This is a genomic window from Fructilactobacillus hinvesii (assembly GCF_024029435.1).
Taxonomy (GTDB): Bacteria; Bacillota; Bacilli; order Lactobacillales; family Lactobacillaceae; genus Fructilactobacillus; species Fructilactobacillus hinvesii.
The window spans coordinates 256,306-282,046 of record NZ_CP097118.1 but is presented as its reverse complement, the minus strand read 5'-3'; the positions used below and the strand labels follow the sequence as shown (position 1 = coordinate 282,046).

Genomic DNA, 25,741 nt, shown 5'->3' with positions numbered 1-25,741 from the left:
CCTATTTTTTTAAGTTTTCGAGTGCTTGAGAAACCGTCTGCACCACGCCCTGATCAAAGACCCCGGGAACAATTTGTTCTGCCGTTGGTTCTGGAATCATCGCTGCAATTGCTTTGGCAACGGTGGCTTCGATTTGGAACGTCACTTTCTTAATGCCGCTTGCTAACAGCCCTTTGAATAAACCAGGAAAGACCAAAATGTTATTTACCTGGTTCGGGTACTTACTTGATCCCGTAGCAATGACAGCTGCCCCAGCGTCTTTAGCGACCGCCGGATCAATTTCTGGTACGGGGTTGGCGAGGGCAAAGATAATTGGATCCTGAGCCATCCGCCGCACCTGGTCGGCACTCAAAACGTTGGCAACGGATAACCCGATGAAGACATCTTGATCGTCAATCACGTCATCTAAAACCTGCCCGTCAGCACCATCAAGTTCTTGGGCTAACCCGGTTTGGTAAGCGTTGTAGTTTTGACTGTCAGGGTGCACGACCCCGTCAATATCAACGAGTGTGACGTGCTTAATACCCACGGCGTTCAGTAATTTAGCCGTTGCAATGCCAGAAGCTCCGGCTCCATTAACCACAATCTTCAGGTCAGTAAGCTGCTTGTTGACCACCTTCGCAGCATTAATTAATCCCGCTAAAATGACAATTGCAGTTCCTTCCTGATCATCATGGTAAACCGGAATGTCCAGTTCCTGACTCAACCGTTCTTCTAGTTCAAAACACTTGGGAGCAGCGATGTCTTCCAAGTGAATCCCAGCAAATGATTGTGAAATGGCTTTGATGTGCCCCGCAATTTCTGCGGCACTATCTTGGTCGACCGCAATTGGCAGTGCATTCACATTTGCTAAATCCTTGTATAAAAGGGCTTTCCCTTCAACAACGGGGAGTCCAGCCCCAGCCCCAATGTTTCCCAGTCCCAGGACGGCGGAACCATCGGTCACTACGGCTACCAATTTCCCACTCATAGTGTAAACATCTTTAAGTTCTGGATCCTGTTCAATTGCCTTAGAAACCTTGGCAACTCCAGGAGTGTAGGCCATTGCTAATTCCTCTTTGTTATCAACGGGGAATTCACCTTCGATGCCTAACACTCCGGTGTGATCCTTATGGATTTGAAATACGTCTTCTGCCATGGAAGACCTCCATTCTTTCGTAGTTTATGGTTATCAATTCATTTGTTATTATACCCACTTTGTGAGCAATTTTCCAAATGGGATTATTAGGCTAGTTTTGTCAAAAATTTCACTAACTCCTCGTTAAACCGAGTGGGCTGTTCAGCCATTACCAGGTGCCCTGCTCTAGGAATCACCACGTGGGTCACCTGCTCAGACATCCGCTGGGCCACCACGCCAAATTCTGGATTAAAGAAGGGTGATGCTTGGCCACAGACAATTAGTAAAGGACACTGCAAGTTGGCAATTACGTCCCGCCAATCCTGGGTCGCGTGGTCAATTAACAACGGATAGTTCAAATCGGGGTCGTACGGATACTGTTTTTTTAACGTTTGTAACTTACTAAACAAACGATCCGCAAAATTAGTGTAAGTCGTTTTACCCAGTGGTTGTTTTAAGACTTCGTGAAAATCATCCCAGGTAATGTCCTTAAATCCCAGCTGCCACTGCTGGTCGTTAATCATCTTGGGACTTTGGTCCACGTCCACGACTGCTTTCACGTTTTGGGCTCCATATAAAGACAGGTAGGCAAACATGGTTGCCGCTCCCATTGAATTTCCCATTAACACAGGCTGTTGTAGTTGCAGTTTTTCCACTAATTCGAATAAGTCCGCCGCGTGCCGACTAATCCGTAGTCCCTTGCTGGTGTGTTCGGACTGTCCCTGGTTTCTGGCATCCACGTTAATGACCCGGTAGTGCTGGTTGACTAACGTTTCAATCGTCGCTTCCCAATACTCCTTGTACGCTCCAATTCCCGATAGAATCACCACCGGTTGATCAGTGGGTTCCCCCTGATCGTCATAAACTAACTCAACGTTATCATTGGTATAAAATTTCATCTTTTTTCCTCCCCGCTGTGGCGGTCCATGTTGCTTCCCTAATGGTAACAAAAAAGTCCCAGCGTGCGCTGAGACTAATCGTTATTTTGTTTTGGCAATCCGGCCTTGCTGGATGTAAACCCCTAAAATTGCAATGTCAGATGGATTGACCCCACTAATTCGGGCTGCTTGCGCAATCGTTTCTGGTTGAATTTCCTTCAACTTTTGCTTTCCTTCAGTCGCAATCCCATCAATCGCATCGTAATCAATGTGTGCGGGAATCTTTTTGGCTTCCATCCGTTTCAACTTAGCTACCCGGTCTTCTTCTTTTTTAATGTAACCGGCGTACTTTAGTCGAATGGAAACTTGTTCAATCACATCCGCACTTAAATGGGTTGGGGCCGCCGGGATAAATTCCAATAGTTTCTGGTAGTTCACGTAGGGGCGCCGGAGGAACTGGGCAGCGCCAATCCCATCTTGCAACGGTTTATCCCCTTGAGATTCTACGAATTCATTAATTGCCTGATTAGGCTTAATTCGGATTTGTTCCAGACGTTTAATTTCGGCTTCCACCGCCTCACGTTTAGCCACAAACTCGGCGTACCGCTCATCATCAATCAAACCAATCTCGTGCCCAATCGGTGTCAGGCGCATATCAGCATTATCGTTACGCAGTAACAACCGGTATTCCGCCCGGCTGGTTAACAACCGGTACGGTTCCTTCGTGCCCTTGGTTACCAAGTCATCAAGCATTACGCCAATATAGGCATCGGACCGTTTCAAGATCACCGGTTCTTTTCCCTGTAACTTTCTGGCGGCGTTAATTCCGGCCATCAGTCCCTGGGCAGCCGCTTCTTCGTAGCCGGAGGTTCCGTTGGTCTGTCCGGCAGTAAAGAGTCCGTTCACCCGTTTGCTTTCCATGCTGGGCTTCATCTGTTGCGGTGGAATCACATCGTATTCAATCGCATAACCCGGCCGCATCATCCGCACGTTTTCCAATCCCTTGATGGTGTGAAGCATTTCCTGTTGGACTTCTTCTGGAATCGACGTCGACATTCCATCTACATACCACTCCTCGGTCCGCCGTCCTTCCGGTTCCAAAAAGACCTGGTGGCGGTCCTTATCAGCAAACCGCACCACTTTATCCTCAATCGATGGGCAGTACCGTGGCCCCACTGAATCAATCACTCCGTTAAACATCGGAGCCCGATCCAGGTTATCACGCACAATTTGATGCGTTTGGGGGTTCGTATAGGTTAACCAGCACGAAATTTGTTGTGACAGCGGTAGGTAATCCTGATCCGAGGTTAAAAAACTAAAGTGGTGGGGCTGCTTGTCGCCTGGCTGTTCCTCTAACTCGGAGTAGTCAATCGTATTTCCGTTCACCCGTGGCGGCGTTCCCGTCTTAAACCGTTCAAAGCGAAAGCCCTTTTTTTCCAAATTTTCCGACAATTTCAAAGATGGAATCGTGTTGTTTGGTCCAGAAGAGTAGCGCAGTTCTCCAATGTAAATTTGGCCCCGCGCCGAAGTTCCGGTCGCCATTACGACCGCCTGAGCTTGATAAACGGCTCCCGTGTTGGTCACTACGCCGGTCACCGTTCCATCTTCAATCAAAAGGTCATCCACGATGGCCTGCCGTAGCGTGAGGTTTGGTTCGTTTTCAATCGTCCGCTTCATTTCTTCGTGATAAGCATGCTTGTCGGCCTGGGCGCGCAGTGCTTGAACCGCTGGGCCCTTCCGGGTATTCAACAACCGCATCTGAATGTACGTTTTGTCGATATTTTTCCCCATCTCGCCCCCGAGGGCATCAATTTCGCGGACCACGGTTCCCTTTGCTGGTCCACCGACCGATGGGTTACATGGCATGAACGCCACCATTTCTAAGCTAATCGTTAGTAGCAACGTTTTTTGTCCCATGCGGGCGGCCGCCAGAGCTGCTTCACAGCCAGCGTGCCCGGCTCCTACCACTACTACGTCATAGCTTCCCGCTTGGTAGGTTCGTTGCACGGCCGTTTCTTTAATTACCGGTTTCTTCGGCATGACTTCCTCCTTAACGTCAAATTCGTTCTTGTTTCACATGAAACACTTTATTTTCCAATGCAAAATTGCTGAAAGAGTTGATCCATTAGTTCTTCATCGTAGTTATCACCAGTAATTTCGCCCAGTTGTTCCCACGCGTTTTGCAGGTCAATTTGGGCAATGTCGACTGGAAGCCCTGCTTCTAACCCATCAACCACGGTGGTTAAAGAGTCAAACGCCTGCTGTAACAAGCTGATGTGGCGGGCGTTAGTTACCATGACATCTCCCTGGTTTCGGTTGATTCCATCAGTAAAGAACATCTTTGCAATAACTGCTTCTAACGCCTTGGTCCCGTCTTCTGTCACGGTCGAAGTTTTAATCACAGCCGTTTGCTCATCAGCAGGCAGATCGGCAACGTCCAATTGCTGGGGCAAATCGGTTTTATTAAGCAAAATAATTCGTTTGGTATTCGCCGTCGCGTCCAAGAGTTCTTGATCGGCATCCGTCAGGGGTTCACTGGCATTTAAAACCAGTAAAACCAAATCCGCCTGCTGAATGGCCGCGCGCGAGCGGTCAACCCCAATTTTTTCCACTTTATCCATCGTTGCATGAATCCCTGCCGTATCAATTAAGTGCAGCGGCACTCCCGCAACGTTCACGTACTCATCCAACGTATCCCGCGTTGTTCCTGGCACATCCGTCACAATGGCCTTTTCTTCGTGAAGCAACCGGTTTAGTAAACTTGATTTGCCGACGTTGGGCCGGCCCACGATGGCGGTATTTAAGCCGTCGCGCAGGACCTTCCCCTGCTGCGCCGTGTTTAACAAATCTTGAATCTTTGCCTTAATTTGGTGAGCCTTTTCTAACATCAACTGGGTGGTCATCTCTTCGGCCCCATCGTATTCGGGGTAGTCAATGTTAACTTCGACGTTTGCTAGAACATCCACAATTTCCTGTCGGAGCTTTTTGATCACCGCTGACAGGTTTCCGTCCAGCTGATTCAGGGCAGCCTTGCGGGCGGCATCCGTCTTAGCTTCAATCAAATCCATTACGGCTTCTGACTGGGATAGGTCAATCCGCCCGTTTAAAAAGGCCCGCTTGGTGAATTCACCGGGCTCTGCCATGCGCGCTCCGTTCCGTAAAACCAGTTGCAAAATTTGGTTTGTGACCTGAAGTCCCCCGTGACAGTTAATTTCAACTACGTCTTCACAGGTGTAGGTTTTGGGAGCGCGCATGACCGAAACCATCACCTCATCGATCTCTTTTTGCTGCGCTTGCGGATCAACAATGTGCCCGTAATTAATCGTATCGGAAGCAACCTGGTCAAGCTGCTTGCCCCGGTAAATTTTCTTCGCAATGGTTAATGCATCGCTTCCGCTTAAGCGGACAATCGCGATTCCCCCCACACCTGGTGGCGTCGAAATCGCTGCAATCGTATCGTAATCAGTGGTCATTAGTGCCATGCTCTGACTCCTTTCCCCGCTAGTGCTGACTCGCGGCTAGCTGAACACAAAAAAAGTACCCACCCCAACCGCACAGCGAATTAGGATAAAGTACTTTCACTACTTTATCGACATTTAGTTATTTGAGTTTATCTTATAGCGACTCGCCCGCGTTTGTCAATTTAGAGCTACTTGGGCGCAATCACTACTTCTCGATTCGGTTCATTTCCCACTGAGTAGGTAATTAAATCATCAAATCCTTCCAAGGCAACGTGAATTTGTTTTCTTTCAAAGGCCGGCATCGCATCCAAGTGCACTGGTTGTCCAGTAGAACGGACCGTGCGCGCCGTTTTGTGAGCCAAATCGGTCAGGATCTGTTCGCGCCGTTCCCGGTAATTGGCCGTATCCAATAAAACCTCCACGTAATTCACTCCGTGGTTGTTCAAATAAAATTCACACAGTTGTTGCAGAGCATTGATGGTGCGCCCGTGCTTTCCAATCAACAGTCCTTCTTTTTCCGTTTCACAGTTAATGTACACGTGCTTACTGTTCGGCATTTCCACTTCTAAAGTGGCATTAATGTCCATTTCACTTAAAACATTTTGTAAATACTGCCCCAGTTGTTTGACCACGGCAAAGTTACGCTCAAAGCGATCGGGACTAGGCTGCTTTGCTGGTTGTTTGTCCGGATCGCTATCTCGTTGTGCCCGTTTCTGAGATTTTTGGGGTTCTGGTTTTTTCGTAATTAAAACCCGGGCTGGACGCTTAAAGAAACCGAGAAAGCCCGCGGATGGTTGTTGCAAAATTTCAATGTTAACTTCGTTTTTAGTGAGGTTGAGTGCCGCTAAACCATTGTTAACGGCTGTTTCGAGAGTGGGTCCTTCGTATTTTGGCATGTTGATTATCTCCTAGTTAAAAATTGACCCTTGCTAGCATAGCACAAACCCCGTGCGAGAGTAATCATTTTCCGGAATTTTGTCAATTAAATGTTAGGCAATTAATTTTACTCCCATAAAAAAAGGACCACTGACGAATAAAAGCGTCAGCGGTCCGATGGCCATTTACTTTAAATTAAGGAAATTAACGTTTGCGGTGACTCTTTTTAGCCCGTTTAATGGCTTTTTGCACCTCACGCTCGTGTTGCCGTTTTTCCCGTTGCTTTTCTTCTCGTTCCCGTTGAAGCTTCCATGGATTTTGCAAGAGCAACGTTTGTCCCACTTGAAAGGCATTCGTAACCACCCAGTACAGTGACAAGGCGGATGGAACGTTTAAAGCGGTAAAGAAAATAATAACGGGCATGATCAGCGTCATCGTAAATGCCATCGCGTTCGTTTCTGGTTGCGACTTCATTGATAACCAGGAACTCAAGAACGTAAAAATGGCAGCTAGAATTGGTAAGACGAAGTACGGATCCCGACTCCCCAGTTGTAACCAGAGGAACTGACCGGTTTTTAAAGCCGGCGTCCGCCAGATGGCCTGGTACAAGGCAAAGATGATCGGAAGCTGTACGATCAATGGAATCATACTAGCAAACGGATGAACCCCGTTTTCCTTGTAAAGCGCTTTTTGCGCTTCTTGCAGCTTCATCATCGTTTCCGTATCACGCGAAGAATACTTCTTTTGCAGCGCTTTTAACTGCGGCTGCAATTCGTTCATTTCTTTCATATTCTTCGTTTGGTAAACCATCAACGGCAAAATTAAAATCCGCACGATAATGGTAAAGATGATAATCCCAATTCCATAACTATCATTAAAGGCCTTTGAGAGCCAGATAATTGCCCTTGAGAAATTATAAACGATTAACCCGTCCCAGATTCCAGTACTATGGCTGTTTACGGGAGCGTTACTACAAGCAGTTAGGACCAAGCCAAGACTTGCCACTAACAGCATTGCCGCCATTTTTTTCCATTTTTTCACTTTTCTTCCTCACAATCATCAGGATTCAACAACTTGGCTAACTTTAAAACGTGAATCAAACTAGCCTTTACTTCTGCCATCGATAATCCATCCGCCCGGGGACGTGCAATCACCAAGAAGTCTACGTCCTGGCGTAAGTGCGGTTTTAATTCCGTCAGGGCCTGACGAATTCTTCGTTTGACCCAGTTGCGATGAACCGCATTCCCAATTTTCTTGCCGACGGAAATACCGACCCGAAAATGAGGCTGATCTGGTTTTTCGAGTTGATAAATCACAAATTGACGGTTGGCCACCGACTGATGCGCGTCAAAGACCTCTTGAAATTCTGCTTCCTTTTTTACTCGATATGATTTTCTCATGCGTTCGTTCTTCTCCATTAATCATATTTTACATAATAAAAAAGGCCACCGACTGGTCAGTGGTCTATGCAGATAATACTTTTCTACCCTTTTGACGACGACGCGCTAAAACTTTACGGCCGTTCTTAGTACTCATGCGGGCACGGAAACCATGAACGCGATTTCTGTGACGCTTTTTAGGTTGGTAAGTTCTTTTCACTACGAACCCTCCTTACTCTTAATTAACTAATTCACTTTAGGTAATCCTAAATCGTATTTCTTTCCAATGATAACACAAAAGACGCTCAGCGCAAATAATAAATTTATCCAGGTAACAGCACGCTCCGTGGTTTTTTGAAAAAGTTTCATAAAGTTCCCCTGTGGATTGCTGTGGATAACTATTAAACTCAATCACAACTTTTTCCCCGAGAATTACACAGAAAAACACCCTGTTAAAAAAGATATCCACAAACTGTTGATAAATCTAAATAACTATCTCAAACCCTTGTAGTGAAAGCATTTTATTATCCACAGCTTCCTGTTAAATTCTGCTTATTTTTAGTTATCCACCAAGTTATTAACAGTGCTGTGGAAAAGTTATTAACTACCTGTGAAACATTTATACACAGGTTTAATAACCTTGTGGAAAACTTTTTATCCCAGTGCTAAAATACGGCTATGTTTATAACGGAGGAGGTTCATATTCCATGAATCAGACTGAACTATGGAATCAAATCAAAGCCAAATTTAAGGAAAATCCTAAATTTGACGAAAATACGTATGATACTTGGATTGACTCTGCGACCCCGCTTGATTACGACGGCCACGTTTTAACCCTTGAACTTCCGACTCCTTTACACAAAGATTATTGGGACCGTCAGTTAAAATCGACTTTCATTGAATATGCTTATGCGGTTACCCAGACAGACGTCCGTCCTAACCTCGTAATTAAAGGTAAAACCGGACCTAATACCGAAAACTTAGCGAATTTTAACCAGACTCACGACCAACCAGAAATTCCCCACATTGATCCTCACTTAAATCCGAATTACACCTTTGACACCTTCGTCATTGGTCAGGGAAATCAGATGGCTCACGCGGCTGCTTTAGCCGTCTCAGAGGATCCGGGGAAGGTCTACAATCCTTTGTTCTTCTACGGGGGCGTCGGACTGGGAAAAACCCACTTAATGCAAGCAATTGGAAATAAGGTCTTAAAAAATCATCCGGAAGCAAACGTTAAATACGTAACGACCGAAAAGTTTACCAATGACTTTATCGATGCTCTGCAAAACAATAAGATGCAGGAATTTCGGCGGGTTTATCGTAACGTCGATCTGCTCTTAGTTGATGACATCCAGTTTTTAGCCAATAAAGAGGGAACGCAGGACGAATTCTTCAACACTTTTAACGCTCTGTACGAGGAAAATAAGCAAATTGTGATGACGGCCGACCGGTTGCCCAATGAAATCAATTCGCTTACGGATCGCTTGGTTTCCCGCTTTAAATGGGGGTTATCCGTTGACATTACCGCACCGGATCTCGAAACTCGGGCCGCCATATTACGCGCTAAGGCCCAGTCAGAAGGTCTAAAGGTCGACGATAACATCATGAGTTACATTGCTAGCCAAATTGATTCAAACGTCCGCGAATTAGAGGGGGCTCTGTCACGAATTAAGGCTTTTGCTGAACTAAAACAGGAGCCAGTCACCATGGATCTTGTTTCTGAGGCGCTAGCTCCGCTCAAACTCAATAAGGAAAAAAGTGCAATTACCCCCGAATCAATCATTAAGATTACTGCTTCTTACTACCACGTTACCGTTAAAGAGATTAAGGGAAAAAAACGAGTCAAAGCGATCGTGATTCCCCGCCAAGTCGCTATGTATCTGTGCCGGGAGTTAACCGATAATTCCCTCCCCAAGATTGGAGAAGCGTTTGGGGGTAAGGATCACACTACGGTCATCCACGCCCACGAAAAAATTACCAAAATGGCTGCTTCTGATGCAGAGTTACAAAAACAAATTGCCGATCTCAAAACTGAAATCAGACACTAAAGCTGCTCCTCAGCCAGGAGCGGAAAAATGGTATAATCCTCACTGTGGATAAGTTTTGAAAAAAGGTTCTAGTTATGTACAAAGTTATCCACAGGGGATAACTAACCAACTTTCTCGGTCTGTAAAGTTATCCACAGAAATCACAGGCCCTACTACTACTACGATTTTATCTTTTATTAATTAAATTAACTGCCATTCCCAAAAGGAGGAATTCTCCCATGAAATTTTCAATTAATCGGCTCGCCTTTATTAAAGCCCTTGGAATTGTGCAACGAGCAATTTCAGCCAAGACCACCATTCCCATTTTAACGGGACTAATGATTGATGTTTCTGCTAGTAACATTCAACTAACGGGTAGCAATGCAGATATTTCAATTCAAACGTTAATTAGTGGTGATAACCCTGATTACGAACTCACGATTAGTTCTACTGGAAAAATCGTATTACCCGCGCGGTTCTTTAGTGAGATTGTGAAAAAACTTCCTGCTCGGGAATTAATGATTGAAGTCGGAGACAATTTCCAAACCACGATTAAATCGGGGAATTCGGAATTTACGATTAACGGATTAGATGCCAACGGGTACCCGCATCTTCCGGAAGTCGATGGTGATCATCCCATCCAGTTACCAGCAGAAATCTTTCGAGAAGTCATTGGCCAGACCGTCATTGCGGTATCAAAACAAGAAAGTCGGCCCATTTTAACTGGAGTCCACTTTACGTTAGATCAAAATCAGCTATTGGCCGTCTCAACGGATAGTCACCGGTTGAGCCAACGGAAAGTGGAACTCCCTACGCCGGCAGAAGGTGATTATAACGTGGTTATTCCGGGCGATAGCTTGAAGGAACTTTCCCGGATGATTGATGGGGAAAAGGATGCTATCGAAATGCATCTTTCTGAAAACCAGGTCTTGTTCACCTTTGGCAAAACCAAGTTTTACTCCCGCTTGTTAGAGGGAAATTATCCGGATACCTCTCGTTTGATTCCAACCAGTTCCGAAACGACGGTTCAATTCGCTGCGCCCGAATTATTAGCAGCGGTAGAACGGGCTTCCTTGCTGTCTCATGAATCTCGCAATAACGTGATTAAACTAACGTTAAAACCAAACGATCAGGTTGTGACAATTACCGGAAATTCTCCAGACGTCGGGAAGGTGGAAGAAGATCTCAATCCGGCAACTATTAGTGGCGAAGATTTAGAGATTTCCTTTAATCCTGATTACTTAAAGGATGCCCTTCGGGTCTTTGGTCCCATTGACGTAGAAGTTGCCTTTACTTCGGCGCTGCGACCCTTTACGATTACCCCGGTTGAAAACCAAGAAAACTTTATTCAGTTAATTACGCCCGTCCGGACGTTTTAACCCGAAAAAACGTTCTAAGCCCATAATTTAAGTTATGGGCTTTTTTGTTTGCTCTCAGGACAATCTCCCTCAAATGCTTAAAATGGCTGAAACGGCTCATAAACGCGAGCTGGGTGTACTTTTTAATTAGGAAAGGGTATAATTAGCAATAACGAAAGCAGGTGGCAACATGAAAAAAGAAGTTTTGATTACAACGCCCTACGTGACGTTAGGCCAATTGCTGAAAATGGAAAACGTAATTGCTTCTGGAGGACAAGCCAAGTGGTTTTTACGCGAAAAAACCGTATATCTAAACGACGAACCAGAAAATCGACGGGGGAAAAAACTGTACGACGGAGACGTCGTCCGGGTCCCAGAGGTTGGTTTGTTTTTTATTAAGGCTCAGTAAGGAAACCGCATGCGGATTGACGAACTAAAGCTGCGTAATTTTCGTAATTATGACCAGTTAGATGTGCACTTTGCACCAGGAGTCAACGTTTTAATTGGTGAAAATGCTCAAGGAAAGACTAATTTACTAGAGGCAATTTACGTGCTGGCCCTGGCCAGAAGTCATCGCACTAGTAATAATCGTAATCTGGTGCAGTGGGACCATAAGACGGCGTCACTTTGGGGTAAAATTACCAGACAAACGGGACAGACCCAGCTTGAATTACGGTTGAGTTCCAACGGCAAACAGGCCAAGGTTAATCACATCGAACAGGCCAAACTGTCAACCTATGTGGGGGAACTCAACGTGATTTTATTTGCGCCAGAAGATTTAAAGTTGGTGAAGGGGTCCCCGCAGGTGCGGCGTCGCTTTATGGACATTGAATTTGGCCAGATGAGCAACCGTTACTTGTATAACGTTAGCCAGTACCGTCACATTTTGAAGCAGCGCAACGCTTATTTACGACAACTGCACTTTAAGCAGGCGCAGGATCAGGTCTACCTAACCGTACTATCAGACCAGTTGGCGGCGTACGCAGCAGAGATTATTTTTCAGCGGGTGGAATTGTTAGGGCGCCTGCAAAAGTGGTCACAGGACATTCATGCTGAAATTTCACAGCAACGTGAGGAACTGCGCTTTCGCTATTCAACCGCATTACCAAAGGACCAGTTGACCAGTGTCGAAACAATTTATGCGGCGCTTTTACAGAAATTTACTGATAATCAGACTAAAGAAATTCAACAGGGGACCACTTTATATGGACCCCAACGCGATGATTTACGGTTTTTGGTAAACGGCAAAGACGTTGCAACCTTTGGTTCCCAAGGGCAGCAACGGACGGCGGCGTTAGCTACAAAACTAGCAGAAATTGATTTAATGAAAGCTGAAACCGGGGAGTACCCGGTGCTCTTGCTTGATGACGTTTTATCAGAACTAGATGAAATCCGCCAGACGCATCTGTTAACGGCGATTCAAAATAAAGTACAGACGTTTTTAACTACGACCAGTTTAAGTGGAGTGTCTTCGGAATTAATCAAAGACCCCCGCTTGTTTCAAATCCAAGCTGGCACGATTATTTAAGTAGGAGGATGGACATGGCAGAGCGACCAGAAGAGACTAAGGCAGAACGAGCTAACGATTATAATGCGAGTCAAATTCAGGTTTTAAAGGGACTAGAAGCCGTTCGTAAACGGCCTGGAATGTACATCGGGGCAACCAATTCTCAGGGACTTCACCACTTAGTATGGGAAATTGTCGATAACGGAATTGACGAAGCGTTAGCCGGATTTGCGGACCAGATTGACGTTGTCATTGAAAAAGACAACAGCATCACCGTGAGCGATAACGGGCGGGGAATCCCCGTCGATACCCAAAAAGAAACCGGAAAATCAGCCTTAGAAACGGTCTACACGATTTTGCACGCCGGGGGAAAGTTTGGCGGTGGCGGTTACAAGGTTTCTGGTGGTTTGCACGGAGTGGGAGCTTCGGTTGTGAATGCTCTGTCTGAGAGCCTCTCCGTAGAGGTCACGAGAAACGGAAAACGCTACTACATGGACTTTGTCCGCGGTCACGTCCACACACCCTTAAAGGTGTTGGGGGAAGCACCAACGGATGAACACGGAACGAAGGTACATTTTCTGCCTGATCCAGACATCTTTACCGAAACCACTATTTATGACATGGAAACTTTGACCACTCGGGTTCGAGAACTCGCCTTTTTAAACAAGGGGCTCCGGATTACGATTACAGATAAGCGGCCAGAGGAACCGATTGAACACGATTTTCACTACGAGGGTGGAATTCGGCATTACGTGGACTACCTCGATCGCGATCGTTCACCGTTATTTAAAGATCCGATTTACGTGGAAGGAATGGAAAACGACATTACAGTTGAGGTGTCGTTACAATACACTGATGATTATCACAGTACGCTGAAAACCTTCACCAATAACATCAACACCTACGAAGGGGGAACCCACGAAGAGGGGTTCAAGCAGGCGTTGACCCGGATTATTAACGTGTACGCTCGTAATAATAATTTGTTAAAGGATAACGAGGATAACCTTACGGGTCCAGACGTTCGCGAAGGGTTGACGGCCGTTGTCAGCGTTAAGCACCCAGATCCTCAGTTTGAAGGGCAAACGAAGACTAAATTAGGAAATTCTGACGCGCGGACCGCGACAAACCACGTTTTTAGCCAGGAATTTTCAAAGTTTATGGATGAACATCCCCAGGTTGCTAAGGAAATCGTACAAAAGGGATTGCTGGCAGCCAAGGCACGATCCGCTGCTAAACGAGCTCGCGAGGTAACCCGGAAAAAGAGCGGGTTAGAAATTAATAGTCTTCCGGGTAAGTTAGCCAACAACACCAGTAAGGATCCAGACGTTTCCGAACTCTTCATTGTCGAAGGAGACTCTGCCGGTGGTTCTGCTAAGCAGGGACGGTCCCGCTTAACACAGGCTATTTTGCCAATTCGAGGAAAGATTTTGAACGTGGAAAAAGCCACGATGGATCGAATTTTAGCCAACGAGGAAATTCGCTCGTTATTTACGGCTATGGGGACCGGCTTTGGCGATGAATTTGACATTGAAAAGGTCAATTATCACAAACTGATCATCATGACGGATGCCGATGTCGACGGGGCACACATCCAAACGTTACTATTGACGTTAATTTATAACTTCATGCGGCCTATGATTGAAAAGGGCTACGTTTACATTGCGCAGCCACCTTTGTACCGGGTTCGACAGGGAAATAAATTTCAGCGTTACGTGGATTCTGACGAAGAATTACAACAGTTGTTAGCTGAACTGCCAGCCTCACCCAAGGCTCAGATTCAACGGTACAAGGGGCTGGGAGAAATGGATGCCGAACAATTATGGGAAACCACGATGAATCCGGCTAATCGCCGTTTACTACGGGTTACCTCTGATGATGCGGCTGCAGCCGCTGCGGCCTTTCAAATGCTGATGGGTGAAAAAGTGGGCCCCCGGCGACAATTCATTGAAGAAAACGCGAAGTTCGTAGAAAACCTCGATGTTTAAATTGTTTCATGTGAAACAAACGAGAAACAGGGTTACCTAATGGGGAACGGAGGCAAGTTACTTGGCAAACGAGATGGAAACACCAGAAACGAGAATTACAAATGTGGAATTGTCCCAAAAGATGAAATCCTCGTTTTTAGACTATGCAATGAGCGTCATTGTGGCGCGGGCGCTTCCAGACGTGCGAGACGGTTTAAAGCCGGTTAACCGGCGGATTTTATACGGAATGGACCAATTGGGGGTTACTCCCGATAAGCCGTATAAAAAATCGGCCCGGATTGTAGGGGACGTCATGGGGAAATATCACCCCCACGGAGACGCCTCCATTTACGAAGCAATGGTACGGATGGCACAGGACTTCAGCTATCGGTATCTGTTAGTTGATGGACACGGAAACTTTGGTTCTGTCGACGGTGATGGTGCAGCAGCCATGCGGTATACTGAAGCCCGGCTTAGTAAAATCGCACTAGAAATGTTGCGCGATATCAACAAAGATACGGTTGATTTTTCACCAAACTACGACGGAACGGAACGGGAACCGGTGGTGTTGCCATCTCGGATTCCAAACCTGCTTTTAAACGGGGCGACGGGAATTGCCGTCGGGATGGCTACGAATATACCGCCCCACAATTTGAGTGAGGTCATCTCGGCCATTCACATCCTGATGAAGAATCCGGATGCCAGTGTGAACAAATTGATGGAAGCTCTGCCAGGACCTGATTTCCCCACCGGTGGAATTGTAATGGGTAAGTCCGGGATTCGGCATGCCTACGAAACAGGCCGTGGGAACATTGTGGTCCGGGCCAAGGTCGATATTGAAGAAGATCGGCACGGCAAGCAAACCATCATTGCCACCGAATTACCCTACATGGTTAATAAGGCTAAGCTAATCGAGCGGATTGCAGATTTAGTTCGCGATAAGCGGATTAGTGGCATTACGGCAATTAACGACGAGTCCGACCGAGAAGGAATGCGGATTGTCATTGAAATTCGTCGGGATGCTAGTGCTGAAGTGGTACTGAATAACCTCTACAAAATGACCTTGATGCAGACTTCTTATAGCTTCAACATGTTAGCCATTAGTGACGGAGCGCCAAAGGTTCTCAGTTTAAAGGAGATTCTGAATAACTACCTGGATTATCAGGTAGACGTAATTACCAGAAGAACCCGGTTTAACCTGAAAAAAGCCCAGGCACGTGCTCACATTTTGGCCGGTTTGTTAGTTGCTTTAGACCACATTGACCATGTGATTCAGATTATTCGGAGTTCCAAGACCGGTGAAATTGCCAAGCAACAGTTAATTGATAATTTTGACTTAGATGACAAACAGGCCCAGGCCATTTTGGACATGCGGCTGGTGCGGTTAACCGGTCTGGAACGAGGCAAGATCACCGACGAACACCAGAAACTGCTAGAACAAATTAAAGACTACGAAGATATTTTAAACAATCACGAACGGGTTAATTCCATCATTTACAACGAACTGTTAGAAATCCAAAAGAAATTTGGGGATGAACGACGGACCGAATTGATGGTGGGAGAAATCACTAACATCGAAGACGAAGACCTGATTGAAGCCAAAAACGTGACGATGACGTTGACTCACAACGGCTATATCAAACGGATTCCAACGGATGACTTTAAGACCCAAAACCGAGGAGGACGCGGGATTAAAGGGATGGGTGTGAACCAGGATGACTTCATTGAGCATCTGTTAGTTGGGTCAACCCATGACTTGTTGTTGTTCTTTACGACGGCCGGCAAGGTTTACAGTATGAAGGCCTATGAGGTTCCAGAATACGGGCGCTCTGCTAAGGGAATTCCGATTGTGAACCTATTGCAACTTGGCGAGCATGAAAAAATTCAAACCGTATTAGACATTAGTGATACGGATGAAGTGGCCGATAAGGATCTGTTCTTTACGACGAAGCAGGGGACGGTTAAACGGACGCCCCTTGCAGAATTTGTGAACATCAGAAACAACGGACTTAAGGCCCTTAATCTGCGCGATGACGACGAAGTAATCAAGGTGTCACTAGTTAGTGCAACCGATAACGTTATCATTGGAACTCACCTTGGGTACGCCGTCAGCTTTAAGGCGGATGCAGTGCGGTCCATGGGTCGATCTGCCACTGGAGTCCGCGGAATTAAACTGCGCGACCAGGACTTTGTGATTGGGGCCGATGTTTTAGTTCCGGATGGTGATGTCTTTGTCATTTCTGAAAAAGGATACGGAAAGCGCACCCCGGTGAGCGATTACCCAATTAAGGGGCGGGGCGGCAAAGGAATCAAGACGGCCAACGTTACCGCTAAAAACGGTCCAATCGTAGGATTAGGAGTGGTAATGGGGGACGAAGACATTATGCTGATTACCGACCAAGGGGTCATGATTCGCTTTGCCACCAATGACGTTTCGCAAACGGGACGGGTAACGCTGGGCGTTCACCTGATTCGGATTGACGAAAACGCAAAGGTAGCCACGATGGCTCTGGTTGCTAAAGCAGATGACGATGAGGATGAAGCTGATGCAACCAAACCAGCTCCCGTAGATTCTTCTGAACTTGAATAATTAAAAAAAAGGATGCCAATTTGGGATCCTTTTTGCGTATCTTAAGGAGTATCGCTAAATCACATTCGTGGGATTGTCAAGAACCAGAACCAATGCTATAATGTTAATCTGTAGGTTAACCTTGGGTTAGGCTACAACCCTTGCTCTTCAAATTGTTGGAGGGCCGAAAGTCCATAAGGAGGTGCAGATTCATGGAAAACAAATACGAAATTACTTACATCATCCGTCCTGATCTTGACGATGCTGCTAAAACTGCTTTAGTAGAACGGTTCGACAAGATTTTGACTGACAATGGTGCCAAGTTGATCGATTCAAAGGATTGGTCAAAGCGGCGTTTTGCTTACGAAATTGATGGTTTCAACGAAGGAATTTACCACGTTGTTAACTTGACCGCTGAAGACAGCAAAGCCATCGACGAGTTCGACCGGTTAGCTAAGTTTAGCGACAATATTTTACGGCAAATGACTGTTAAACGTGATAAATAGTTGTTTTAAAACGAGAGGAGCGTTTCAGTATGATTAATACCGTTGTCCTAACCGGACGTTTAACACGTGATGTTGATTTGCGATACACCCAAAGTGGCGCAGCCGTTGGGTCCTTTACCCTCGCGGTTGACCGTCGCTTCACCAACCAAAATGGTGATCGGGAAGCTGACTTCGTTAACTGTGTTATTTGGCGGAAATCAGCTGAAAACCTTGCTAACTTCGTTCATAAGGGTTCCCTGCTGGGAGTAGAAGGTCGATTACAGACCCGTAACTACGAAAATAAGCAGGGTCAACGAGTTTATGTAACGGAAGTTGTTGTTGAAAACTTTACCCTGTTAGAACCCCGTAATGGGGGGCAACAAGGGAACAACATGGGCAACCAGGCTCCACAACAAAATCCATTTGGAACTCCCCAATCCAATAACTTCGGTGGGCAATCCGATGCTAATCCGGCTAATAATAACCAGAATGGCAACGATAATTCCGCTGATCCGTTTGCGGGTTCAGGAGACCAAATTGATATTTCCGATGACGATTTGCCGTTCTAAGGAATGGTAAAATTCGATTAACGAACGAGGAGGGAAAAGACATGCCTGAACAAAGACACTCAAGAGGTAGAAGAGGTGGACGTCGCCGTCGTAAGGTTGATTTCATCGCTGCTAACCACATTGAATACATTGATTACAAAGACGTTGATTTATTAAAGCGGTTCATCTCCGAACGGGGTAAGATTTTACCTCGTCGAGTAACGGGAACTAGCGCTAAGAACCAACGGAAATTAACCATTGCGATTAAACGAGCTCGGATTATGGGCTTGTTACCATTTGTAGTTGAAGACTAATGGTTAAATTAGAGCTGCTCACTTGAGAGTGGCTCTTTTTTTATGGTTTTGAAGCCGGGAAAGTGAGCTTGTTTGGGATTAAGGCCAGTTTAACGGCAAGATTGTGATAAAATATAGCTTAACAATGCCACAATTTGCAAAGGAGAAAATGATGAAAAAGGAAAAAACAACCTTAGCGTTGCCCCCGTTTATGCATAATCAACATTTGCGTAATATTGCCATTTTCATTACCTTGAATTTGGTATTGGGGCTTGTAATCGCATTCTTGTACAATATTTGGGTGGGATTATTCCTCCTCATCTTAGCCTGTGTAGGGCTCTTCTTTATTATTAAAGAGCTTAACATCGTGGAACAAGTGGCTAGTAATTATATGGATCGCCTTTCGTATTTAATTAACCGGGGCGAACAGGAGTCGCTTTTAGAAATGCCACTGGGAGTACTAATTTTAGATTCCTCCAACCTAATTAGCTGGATTAATCCCTACCTTCAGCCTTACTTTCAAACGGAGCGCGTGGTGGGGAAAAAGATTCAACAGGTGGCACCACAGTTGGCCGAATTGATTAAAAAGAACTGGGACCAAAACCAATCGTTTGAAGCAGCTTGGAACGGGCACTACTTTAACTTTTTGATCCAGCACCAGTATCGCACCATTTACCTAATGGACATTACCCACTACGCAGACTTAGAGGTAAAGTATGAAAATGAGAAGGTTGCCATTGGGGAAATCTACCTTGATAACTTTGATGAGGTCAGCCAATCGATGTCAGACCAAGAAATTTCGAACTTACGAAACTACGTTACCAATAAGTTAACGGAGTGGGCGCAAGAATATGGGATTTACCTTAAACGGATTGATGCTGAACACTACTCCATCATGATGTACATGCAGTCGTTACAAGACGTTGAAAATGACAAGTTCAACGTGTTAGATACGATTCGCAAGGGTACCGTTCAACAAAACTTCCCGATTACCCTGAGCATTGGAATTGCCTATGGAGATACCGACCTGAATCAACTTGCTGATTTAGCGCAGAGTAACTTAGATCTTGCGCTGGGTCGGGGTGGGGACCAAGCCGTCATTAAATCAAAGGATGGCAAGGCCATCTTCTTTGGGGGAAAGACCAACCCGATGGAAAAGCGAACCAGAGTGCGGGCGCGGATGATTACCCACGCACTCGTCCAGTTAATGGGCACTGCTGATCAAATCTTTGTTGACGGTCACCAGCAACCGGATATGGATTCTTTAGGGGCTGCCATGGGGATTCGGCGGATTGCTCAGATGAACGGGAAGGAATGTTACATCGTCTTTGACGATCAGGACGTTCACACGGACATCCGTCGTTTGTTAGACATGATTCAAGCGTATCCAGACATTCAAAATGCCATGATTACCCCCGATGAGGCGGCTAAGCAAGCAACGGATGATAGTTTGCTGATTATGGTGGATCACTCAAATCCCAAGATTGGGATTGCGCAGGACTTGTATCAAAAGTTAGAGAACCGGGTGATTATCATTGATCACCACCGTCGGGGCGAGGAATTTCCGGCTAATCCATTACTAGCTTACGTGGAACCGTACGCCTCTTCGGCCTGTGAACTGATCACCGAAATGTTTGAATATCAGTCTCAGTCAGCTGATCCAATGAACGAACTGGAGGCTACGGCCATGTTAACTGGGATTGTGGTAGATACGCAGTCCTTTACGGTTAAGACCGGAACCCGGACGTTTGACGCGGCCAGTTACTTACGGTCAGCTGGTGCCAACGTGGATGAGATTTCGTCGTTCATGAAAGAAAACGTCAAAAATTACATGGATGAGAACCATCTGATTTCGCTGGTCCAGTTTGAAAATAACCATCAGATCGCAATTATTACGGCGGAAGATGAGGTGCAGTATGATTCCGTGACGGCGGCGAAATCCGTTGATTCCTTACTGTCCGTTGACGGGGTTGAGGCGTCGTTTGTTGTCTTTCGCCGTTACGATGGTAACGTGGGAATTTCCGCACGTAGTAACGGGCAGATTAACGTTCAAATCATTATGGAAAAGCTGGGTGGAGGTGGCCACCTGGGGGCTGGAGCCACTCAGATTAAAGATCAGACGGTGGCAGAAGCCAGTGAGCTTTTGAAAACGACGATTCAGGAAAGTTTAACCGAAAATGAAGCGTCAGCAGGATAGCAGAATTACAGTAAATTTGTTACATTAAAACCAAAGGAGTGGATCATTATGCAAGTGATTTTTTTAGAAGACGTTCGTGGTAAAGGAAAACGAGGAGAAATCAAGCAGGTTCCAGCGGGCTACGCCCAAAACTACTTGATTAAGAACGGCCTCGCCGAACCAGCAACTAAGTCAGCGGTGAGCCGGGTGAAGGCCCAACAAAAACATGCCGCTGAAAATGCGGAAGAAGAGTTAGCCGAAGCTAAGCAACTCAAAGCCTTTTTAGAAAAGGATGACACGATAGTGGAATTGAAAGCGAAGTCCGGTAAGGAAGGACGGCTGTTTGGTTCCATTACCAGCAAGCAAATTGCTCAAGCTCTCGCTGCGCAATACCAAGTTAAAATTGACAAACGTAAGATTGAACTAGCCGAACCAATTAAAGCAATGGGTTACAGTAACGTTCCCGTCAAGTTACACCCCGAGGTAACGGGAAGAATCCGGGTTCACATTGCCGAAAAATAGGCTGACTAGTAGCATGGAGAAAAGGGTTGGAGTATGAATAACGATGTGTTAACGGACCACACGCCACCGCATAGCATTGAAGCGGAAAAGGCCGTGCTTGGTTCGCTTTTCTTGGCCCCGACCACCCTGCCCGATGCAATGGAACTGTTGCAGCCGGATGATTTTTATAAACGAGCGCACCAACTGATTTTTCAGGCAATGATGGACCTTGCGGATCAAGACCAAGGAATTGATGCGGTGACCGTCACCGACCGCTTAAAGAGTCAGAACCAACTGGAAGACGTTGGGGGCGTGTCTGCCATTGTCGAGCTAGCAGAATCGGTTCCAACCGCTGCTAACCTGACGTATTACGCAAAGATTGTCAAAAAGAAGGCGACCCTGCGGCGCTTGATTCAAACGGCCACGAAAATCGCAACGGATGGTTACGATGAGGATGAAGACTTAGACACCCTCCTTGATAACGCGGAACGAGAAATCATGGATGTGTCTGAGGATCGGAATCAGAGTGGCTTTCAGCCGATCCGCGATGTGTTAGACCAAGCCTTTGAAAATATCAATGAACTGGCCGAAAACGGCGGGGATGATGTGACGGGCTTGCCGACCGGCTACAAGGCGTTGGACCAGATGACCACCGGACTACACCCGGGAGAATTGGTGATTCTGGCGGCCCGGCCGGCCGTCGGGAAAACGGCCTTTGCGCTTAACATCGCCCAAAACGTGGGGGTGAAGACCAATAAAACGGTCGCCCTCTTTAGTTTGGAAATGAGTGCGGAATCGTTAGTGAACCGGATGCTTTGTGCTGAAGGAAGCATTGATGCAAACCACCTGCGGACTGGAGAATTGAGTTCTGACGAGTGGAATAACCTAACGATTGCCATTGGGACGTTAGCAACGGCCAATATTTTTATCGACGATACTCCGGGAGCTCGGATTGCTTCGATTCGAGCGAACTGTCGCCGCCTAAAAAGAGAGGCGGACCGCGATCCTGATGGGGGCTTAGGCCTGATTGTAATTGACTACCTGCAGTTAATTGAAGGGAGCACCCGGGAAAGTCGGCAACAAGAGGTGTCAGAAATCTCGCGGCAGTTAAAAAAACTTGCGAATGAGTTGCAGGTTCCGATCATTGCACTTTCCCAGCTTTCGCGGGGAGTGGAACAACGGCAGGATAAACGGCCGGTATTGTCTGATATCCGGGAATCGGGTTCGATTGAACAGGATGCAGACATCGTGGCTTTCTTGTATCGGGATGATTACTATGATCGTGAGGATGGTGGTAATGAAGATGACGAAAACCAGGATCCACGAGAAGCTGATAACGATAATTACGGAGAAGTTGAAGTAATTATTGAAAAGAACCGGTCTGGTCCTCGAGGAACGGTTAAATTAATGTTCATTAAATCATTTAATAAGTTTGCGTCGCTTTCAAACGCACAAGAATAACGAAGCCTAGTGGGGCTTCGTTTTTTTGTGGGCTCGTTTCATTGACTATTAGGAGTGGCTTCGGTATGATATTAAAGGTCCGCGAATGAAAGAAAATTTAAAATCATTAATGTTCGTGATTAGGAGAGTGAACCATGGAAGTATTTGATTATAATGACATTCAATTGATTCCTAACAAGTGTATCGTGAACTCTCGGAGTGAATGCGATACGACGGTTGAATTTGGAGGCCGGCAGTTTAAATTGCCAGTGGTCCCCGCTAACATGCAAACCGTCATTAACGAAGATCTTGCCGTTTCGTTAGCACAAAACGGGTATTTCTACGTTATGCACCGCTTTCAACCGGAAGCCAGGCATGACTTTGTCAAACGAATGCATGACCAGGATTTATTTGCCTCCATTAGTGTGGGAGTAAAACCGGGTGAATATGACTTTATCGCTAGTTTGGCTGCCGACCAGCTGGAACCAGAGTACATTACAATTGATATTGCCCATGGTTACTCGGATTCAGTGATTAAAATGATTAAGTACATCAAGGAACAATTACCCAATTCCTTTGTAATTGCCGGAAACGTAGGAACTCCTGAAGGGGTGCGGGCGTTAGAAAATGCCGGAGCGGATGCCACTAAAGTAGGGGTTGGTCCCGGAAAAGCCTGCATTACGAAGGTGAAGACCGGATTTGGAACGGGTGGTTGGCAATTAGCTGCCATTCGGTACTGCGCTAAAGCAGCCCAAAAACCAATTGTTGCCGACGGTGGGATTCGGACGGACGGTGATATCGCTAAGTCCATTCGGTTTGGCGCTACGATGTGCATGATTGGTTCGATGTTTGCCGGGCACTTAGAATCACCTGGAAAAGAAGTAGAAGAAGACGGTCATAAGTACAAAGAATACTTTGGTTCGGCCTCTGAATACCAAAAGGGTGCTTACCACAACGTGGAAGGTAAGAAGTTGCTGGTGCCTTACAAGGGCAGCATCTACGATACGTTACAAGAAATGAAAGAAGACTTACAGTCGTCGATTTCCTACGCAGGAGGCCGTGATTTAAAAGCCCTGCGCACGGTTGATTACGTGATTGTTAAGGATACCATTTATAACGGGGACTAATTGTCCTTGTTTCACATGAAACAAAAAGCAGGATTACCAATACGGTAATCCTGCTTTTTTGAGCTGAATTTGCAATTTCTCCGCTTTTTTTGTATTTTGGAAAGGAAGAGGGGAATTCAGACAAATGAAAAAATCATTAATTTATGTTTTATTTTCAACCGTTCTATTTAGTTTAATGGAAATTGCGTTAAAGTCCGCCGGGAATCAGTTTAATCCGATTCAGTTAAATTTGATTCGGTTTACCCTCGGGGGACTGGTAATTCTCCCGTTTGCGCTTTCGCATTTAAAAAAGCAACACCGCCAGATTCATTGGTCGGATTGGAAGGTGTTCTCTCTAACCGGCTTCTTATGCGTGGTCATCTCAATGACGCTCTATCAGCTGGCGATTGAGTACGGAGAACCGGCAATTGTGGCCGTCCTGTTTAGCTGTAATCCAGTGTTTGCATTGATCTTTGCTTATCTGATTTTGCATGAAAATTTCTCACGATCAGACATCATCTCACTGATTCTATCGGTGATTGGATTACTGGTCATCGTTGATCCCTTTAAACTGACGGATCCACTGGGAATTTTCTTTGCCATTCTGGCAGCCGCCACGTTTGGTTTTTACAGTATCATGTCCCAGGCTTCGTCTCTGCGCGTGCAACTAGACGGAGTGGTAATGACGAGTTTTACCTTTATTGCTGGGGCTTTGGAATTGTTAGTGTTAATTTTGATTACGAAGATTCCTCCGATTGCAGCGGGCATGCGATCCGTCAGCTGGTTAAAGTCGTTTGCTGATATTCCGATTTTCACGAACGTTAACCTCCCGAACCTCTGGATTATTTTATTCGTCGGGGTGGCCGTGACCGGAGGTGGCTTTGCCTTTTACTTCCTGGCCCTCCAGGAAGGTGGAGTTACGATGGCCTCATTGGTCTTTTTCTTTAAACCGGTTTTGTCACCCATCTTTGCCTTCTTCCTGATCGGGGAAAACATTAATTTACCTACAATCATTGGGGTTACCATTATCATCATTAGTTCGTTAATCACGTTGTACGGGTATCGCCTTGATGCTAAAGCTAATCAATAAAAAAGTGGAGTTCCAGGTTAACCCTGGAGCTCCACTTTTTTAGTTTAGACTTGGAAAAAGAAATAGATGATGGCTGCAAGTACGACCATCAAGGTGATGGCAATGTCATTGCGGATGGTGAGGACAAAGGTTTTCTCTTTACTCTGAACTTCGAAGAAACGCCGGGTGTTTTTAATCACTAGTGGGATCGTAACTACGACTAAGATTGTAGAAAACGGCAGCCAGTTGAGGCAAATGGAGGCTACTACACAAATGTAACCAATGAGGTAGTTAAGAGCGTAGAAGCGTAACGTTCCTTCTTTACCAAGGTAACTGACGCTCGTGAAGCGATGAAACTTCATGTCCTCGTCGTAGTCACAGAGGTTGTTTGCGAGACTGATATTGGTAATGGCACAGACTGCAATTCCAGCCACGAGGATCATTTCCCCGGCGATGCTCCAGCTGTACTGGCCAGAGGAGATGTTGATTAAGACGGCTGCCAGCGAGATGATGTAGCCCATGATAATGCCAGAGGCAACGTCGCCCAGCGGACCGTTTTGAATCGGATGCGGACCTCCGCTGTACAGGTAGCCGACGGCAGCTCCGGTTAAGCCAAGGATTAAAATGACGGGACTCGTCCGTAGCACCAACCACAGAGCTAACAGGGCGCCCAGGGCAGTCAATACATAGATTGCCCATTTTAAGTGCCGGGCAGCGTTTTCATCCTGAACCTTCGTGAAGATTCCATCCGCCTTTTGGTTGAGGTGATACTTGACTGCCTTTTTGTAGTCCTTATAGGTGTCAAACAGGTTTACGATGATCTGCATCAGGCAGGTAATTAAAAAGAAAATCACACTATTTAAGACGTTCAGTTCCTGATAGCGAAAGAGGGCGAATAACAGCCCCAAGCAAAACGGTAGAACGGACGCAATTAGCGAGTGCAAGCGTGTGATTTTGGCAATTTGCTGCCACTTTTTCATTAGT

At 46.1% G+C, this 25,741-nt stretch carries 23 protein-coding genes; 14 read left to right on the top strand and 9 right to left on the bottom strand.

Annotated elements, in window-relative coordinates:
• Position 1 precedes the first annotated feature (1 nt).
• The 8 genes from M3M39_RS01325 to rpmH form a co-directional block, all read right to left on the bottom strand.
• Positions 2-1,138, bottom strand: a complete 1,137-nt coding sequence (locus tag M3M39_RS01325) for an NAD(P)-dependent malic enzyme (protein ID WP_252797440.1) — start codon at positions 1,136-1,138, stop codon at positions 2-4.
• Between the two features lie 86 nt (positions 1,139-1,224).
• A complete protein-coding gene (locus M3M39_RS01320; protein WP_252797439.1) occupies positions 1,225-2,016 on the bottom strand; it encodes an alpha/beta fold hydrolase in 792 nt (263 codons plus the stop codon).
• A gap of 81 nt (positions 2,017-2,097) precedes the next feature.
• A complete protein-coding gene (mnmG, locus tag M3M39_RS01315) occupies positions 2,098-4,035 on the bottom strand; it encodes a tRNA uridine-5-carboxymethylaminomethyl(34) synthesis enzyme MnmG (protein ID WP_252797438.1) in 1,938 nt (645 codons plus the stop codon).
• Between the two features lie 47 nt (positions 4,036-4,082).
• Positions 4,083-5,477, bottom strand: coding sequence for a tRNA uridine-5-carboxymethylaminomethyl(34) synthesis GTPase MnmE (gene mnmE, locus M3M39_RS01310; RefSeq protein ID WP_252797437.1), 1,395 nt, complete (start codon positions 5,475-5,477; stop codon positions 4,083-4,085).
• Positions 5,478-5,644: 167 nt separating this feature from the next.
• Complete coding sequence (gene jag, locus M3M39_RS01305; RefSeq protein ID WP_252797436.1) at positions 5,645-6,352, bottom strand: RNA-binding cell elongation regulator Jag/EloR; 708 nt, start codon at positions 6,350-6,352, stop codon at positions 5,645-5,647.
• Positions 6,353-6,536: 184 nt separating this feature from the next.
• Positions 6,537-7,373, bottom strand: a complete 837-nt coding sequence (yidC, locus tag M3M39_RS01300) for a membrane protein insertase YidC (RefSeq protein WP_252797435.1) — start codon at positions 7,371-7,373, stop codon at positions 6,537-6,539.
• Complete coding sequence (gene rnpA / locus M3M39_RS01295; RefSeq protein ID WP_252797434.1) at positions 7,370-7,732, bottom strand: ribonuclease P protein component; 363 nt, start codon at positions 7,730-7,732, stop codon at positions 7,370-7,372. The genes yidC and rnpA overlap by 4 nt, the downstream gene beginning before the upstream one ends.
• Positions 7,733-7,796: 64 nt before the next feature.
• Positions 7,797-7,931: a 50S ribosomal protein L34 gene (rpmH, locus tag M3M39_RS01290; protein WP_252766554.1), complete on the bottom strand. Its 135-nt coding sequence runs from the start codon at positions 7,929-7,931 to the stop codon at positions 7,797-7,799.
• Between the two features lie 487 nt (positions 7,932-8,418).
• Between rpmH and dnaA the strand changes: the two genes are divergently transcribed.
• From dnaA to M3M39_RS01220, 14 genes are all read left to right on the top strand, one after another.
• Positions 8,419-9,762, top strand: a complete 1,344-nt coding sequence (dnaA, locus tag M3M39_RS01285; protein ID WP_252797433.1) for a chromosomal replication initiator protein DnaA — start codon at positions 8,419-8,421, stop codon at positions 9,760-9,762.
• A 218-nt stretch (positions 9,763-9,980) separates the two neighbouring features.
• Positions 9,981-11,120 carry a DNA polymerase III subunit beta gene (gene dnaN, locus M3M39_RS01280; RefSeq protein ID WP_252797432.1) on the top strand — a complete coding sequence of 380 codons (1,140 nt, stop codon included), beginning with the start codon at positions 9,981-9,983 and terminating at the stop codon, positions 11,118-11,120.
• A 169-nt stretch (positions 11,121-11,289) separates the two neighbouring features.
• On the top strand, positions 11,290-11,508 hold the full coding sequence (gene yaaA / locus M3M39_RS01275) for a S4 domain-containing protein YaaA (protein ID WP_252797431.1): 219 nt from the start codon (positions 11,290-11,292) through the stop codon (positions 11,506-11,508).
• Between the two features lie 9 nt (positions 11,509-11,517).
• Positions 11,518-12,627: a DNA replication/repair protein RecF gene (gene recF, locus M3M39_RS01270; protein ID WP_252797430.1), complete on the top strand. Its 1,110-nt coding sequence runs from the start codon at positions 11,518-11,520 to the stop codon at positions 12,625-12,627.
• Positions 12,628-12,641: 14 nt separating this feature from the next.
• A complete protein-coding gene (gene gyrB, locus M3M39_RS01265; protein ID WP_252797429.1) occupies positions 12,642-14,591 on the top strand; it encodes a DNA topoisomerase (ATP-hydrolyzing) subunit B in 1,950 nt (649 codons plus the stop codon).
• A gap of 73 nt (positions 14,592-14,664) precedes the next feature.
• Positions 14,665-17,160, top strand: a complete 2,496-nt coding sequence (gene gyrA / locus M3M39_RS01260) for a DNA gyrase subunit A (protein WP_252797925.1) — start codon at positions 14,665-14,667, stop codon at positions 17,158-17,160.
• A 191-nt stretch (positions 17,161-17,351) separates the two neighbouring features.
• Positions 17,352-17,645: a 30S ribosomal protein S6 gene (gene rpsF / locus M3M39_RS01255; protein WP_252797428.1), complete on the top strand. Its 294-nt coding sequence runs from the start codon at positions 17,352-17,354 to the stop codon at positions 17,643-17,645.
• Positions 17,646-17,674: 29 nt separating this feature from the next.
• Complete coding sequence (gene ssb, locus M3M39_RS01250) at positions 17,675-18,193, top strand: single-stranded DNA-binding protein (protein WP_252797427.1); 519 nt, start codon at positions 17,675-17,677, stop codon at positions 18,191-18,193.
• Positions 18,194-18,234: 41 nt separating this feature from the next.
• Positions 18,235-18,486, top strand: coding sequence for a 30S ribosomal protein S18 (gene rpsR / locus M3M39_RS01245; protein ID WP_252766546.1), 252 nt, complete (start codon positions 18,235-18,237; stop codon positions 18,484-18,486).
• Positions 18,487-18,637: 151 nt separating this feature from the next.
• The gene (locus tag M3M39_RS01240) at positions 18,638-20,662 is read left to right on the top strand and encodes a DHH family phosphoesterase (RefSeq protein ID WP_252797426.1); all 2,025 of its coding nucleotides are present in this window, start codon (positions 18,638-18,640) and stop codon (positions 20,660-20,662) included.
• Positions 20,663-20,710: 48 nt separating this feature from the next.
• Positions 20,711-21,163 carry a 50S ribosomal protein L9 gene (gene rplI, locus M3M39_RS01235; RefSeq protein WP_252797425.1) on the top strand — a complete coding sequence of 151 codons (453 nt, stop codon included), beginning with the start codon at positions 20,711-20,713 and terminating at the stop codon, positions 21,161-21,163.
• 33 nt (positions 21,164-21,196) lie between these two features.
• Positions 21,197-22,603, top strand: a complete 1,407-nt coding sequence (dnaB, locus tag M3M39_RS01230; RefSeq protein ID WP_252797424.1) for a replicative DNA helicase — start codon at positions 21,197-21,199, stop codon at positions 22,601-22,603.
• Positions 22,604-22,737: 134 nt separating this feature from the next.
• The gene (locus M3M39_RS01225) at positions 22,738-23,709 is read left to right on the top strand and encodes a GMP reductase (RefSeq protein WP_252797423.1); all 972 of its coding nucleotides are present in this window, start codon (positions 22,738-22,740) and stop codon (positions 23,707-23,709) included.
• Positions 23,710-23,833: 124 nt separating this feature from the next.
• Entirely contained in the window at positions 23,834-24,778 is a 945-nt protein-coding gene (locus M3M39_RS01220; protein ID WP_252797422.1) for a DMT family transporter, read from the top strand.
• 44 nt (positions 24,779-24,822) lie between these two features.
• On the opposite strand, the gene M3M39_RS01215 is transcribed toward M3M39_RS01220, so the two are convergent.
• Positions 24,823-25,737, bottom strand: coding sequence for a prenyltransferase (locus tag M3M39_RS01215; RefSeq protein WP_252797421.1), 915 nt, complete (start codon positions 25,735-25,737; stop codon positions 24,823-24,825).
• Between the last annotated feature and the right edge of the window lie 4 nt (positions 25,738-25,741).

Bases quoted from the DNA above. Each gene is read 5' to 3' on its own strand.
- M3M39_RS01325 (WP_252797440.1), bottom strand. From the start codon at position 1,138: ATGGCAGAAGACGTATTTCAAATCCATAAGGATCACACCGGAGTGTTA.
- M3M39_RS01320 (WP_252797439.1), bottom strand. From the start codon at position 2,016: ATGAAATTTTATACCAATGATAACGTTGAGTTAGTTTATGACGATCAG.
- mnmG (WP_252797438.1), bottom strand. From the start codon at position 4,035: ATGCCGAAGAAACCGGTAATTAAAGAAACGGCCGTGCAACGAACCTAC.
- mnmE (WP_252797437.1), bottom strand. From the start codon at position 5,477: ATGGCACTAATGACCACTGATTACGATACGATTGCAGCGATTTCGACG.
- jag (WP_252797436.1), bottom strand. From the start codon at position 6,352: ATGCCAAAATACGAAGGACCCACTCTCGAAACAGCCGTTAACAATGGT.
- rnpA (WP_252797434.1), bottom strand. From the start codon at position 7,732: ATGAGAAAATCATATCGAGTAAAAAAGGAAGCAGAATTTCAAGAGGTC.
- dnaA (WP_252797433.1), top strand. From the start codon at position 8,419: ATGAATCAGACTGAACTATGGAATCAAATCAAAGCCAAATTTAAGGAA.
- dnaN (WP_252797432.1), top strand. From the start codon at position 9,981: ATGAAATTTTCAATTAATCGGCTCGCCTTTATTAAAGCCCTTGGAATT.
- yaaA (WP_252797431.1), top strand. From the start codon at position 11,290: ATGAAAAAAGAAGTTTTGATTACAACGCCCTACGTGACGTTAGGCCAA.
- recF (WP_252797430.1), top strand. From the start codon at position 11,518: ATGCGGATTGACGAACTAAAGCTGCGTAATTTTCGTAATTATGACCAG.
- gyrB (WP_252797429.1), top strand. From the start codon at position 12,642: ATGGCAGAGCGACCAGAAGAGACTAAGGCAGAACGAGCTAACGATTAT.
- gyrA (WP_252797925.1), top strand. From the start codon at position 14,665: ATGGAAACACCAGAAACGAGAATTACAAATGTGGAATTGTCCCAAAAG.
- rpsF (WP_252797428.1), top strand. From the start codon at position 17,352: ATGGAAAACAAATACGAAATTACTTACATCATCCGTCCTGATCTTGAC.
- ssb (WP_252797427.1), top strand. From the start codon at position 17,675: ATGATTAATACCGTTGTCCTAACCGGACGTTTAACACGTGATGTTGAT.
- rpsR (WP_252766546.1), top strand. From the start codon at position 18,235: ATGCCTGAACAAAGACACTCAAGAGGTAGAAGAGGTGGACGTCGCCGT.
- M3M39_RS01240 (WP_252797426.1), top strand. From the start codon at position 18,638: ATGAAAAAGGAAAAAACAACCTTAGCGTTGCCCCCGTTTATGCATAAT.
- rplI (WP_252797425.1), top strand. From the start codon at position 20,711: ATGCAAGTGATTTTTTTAGAAGACGTTCGTGGTAAAGGAAAACGAGGA.
- dnaB (WP_252797424.1), top strand. From the start codon at position 21,197: ATGAATAACGATGTGTTAACGGACCACACGCCACCGCATAGCATTGAA.
- M3M39_RS01225 (WP_252797423.1), top strand. From the start codon at position 22,738: ATGGAAGTATTTGATTATAATGACATTCAATTGATTCCTAACAAGTGT.
- M3M39_RS01220 (WP_252797422.1), top strand. From the start codon at position 23,834: ATGAAAAAATCATTAATTTATGTTTTATTTTCAACCGTTCTATTTAGT.
- M3M39_RS01215 (WP_252797421.1), bottom strand. From the start codon at position 25,737: ATGAAAAAGTGGCAGCAAATTGCCAAAATCACACGCTTGCACTCGCTA.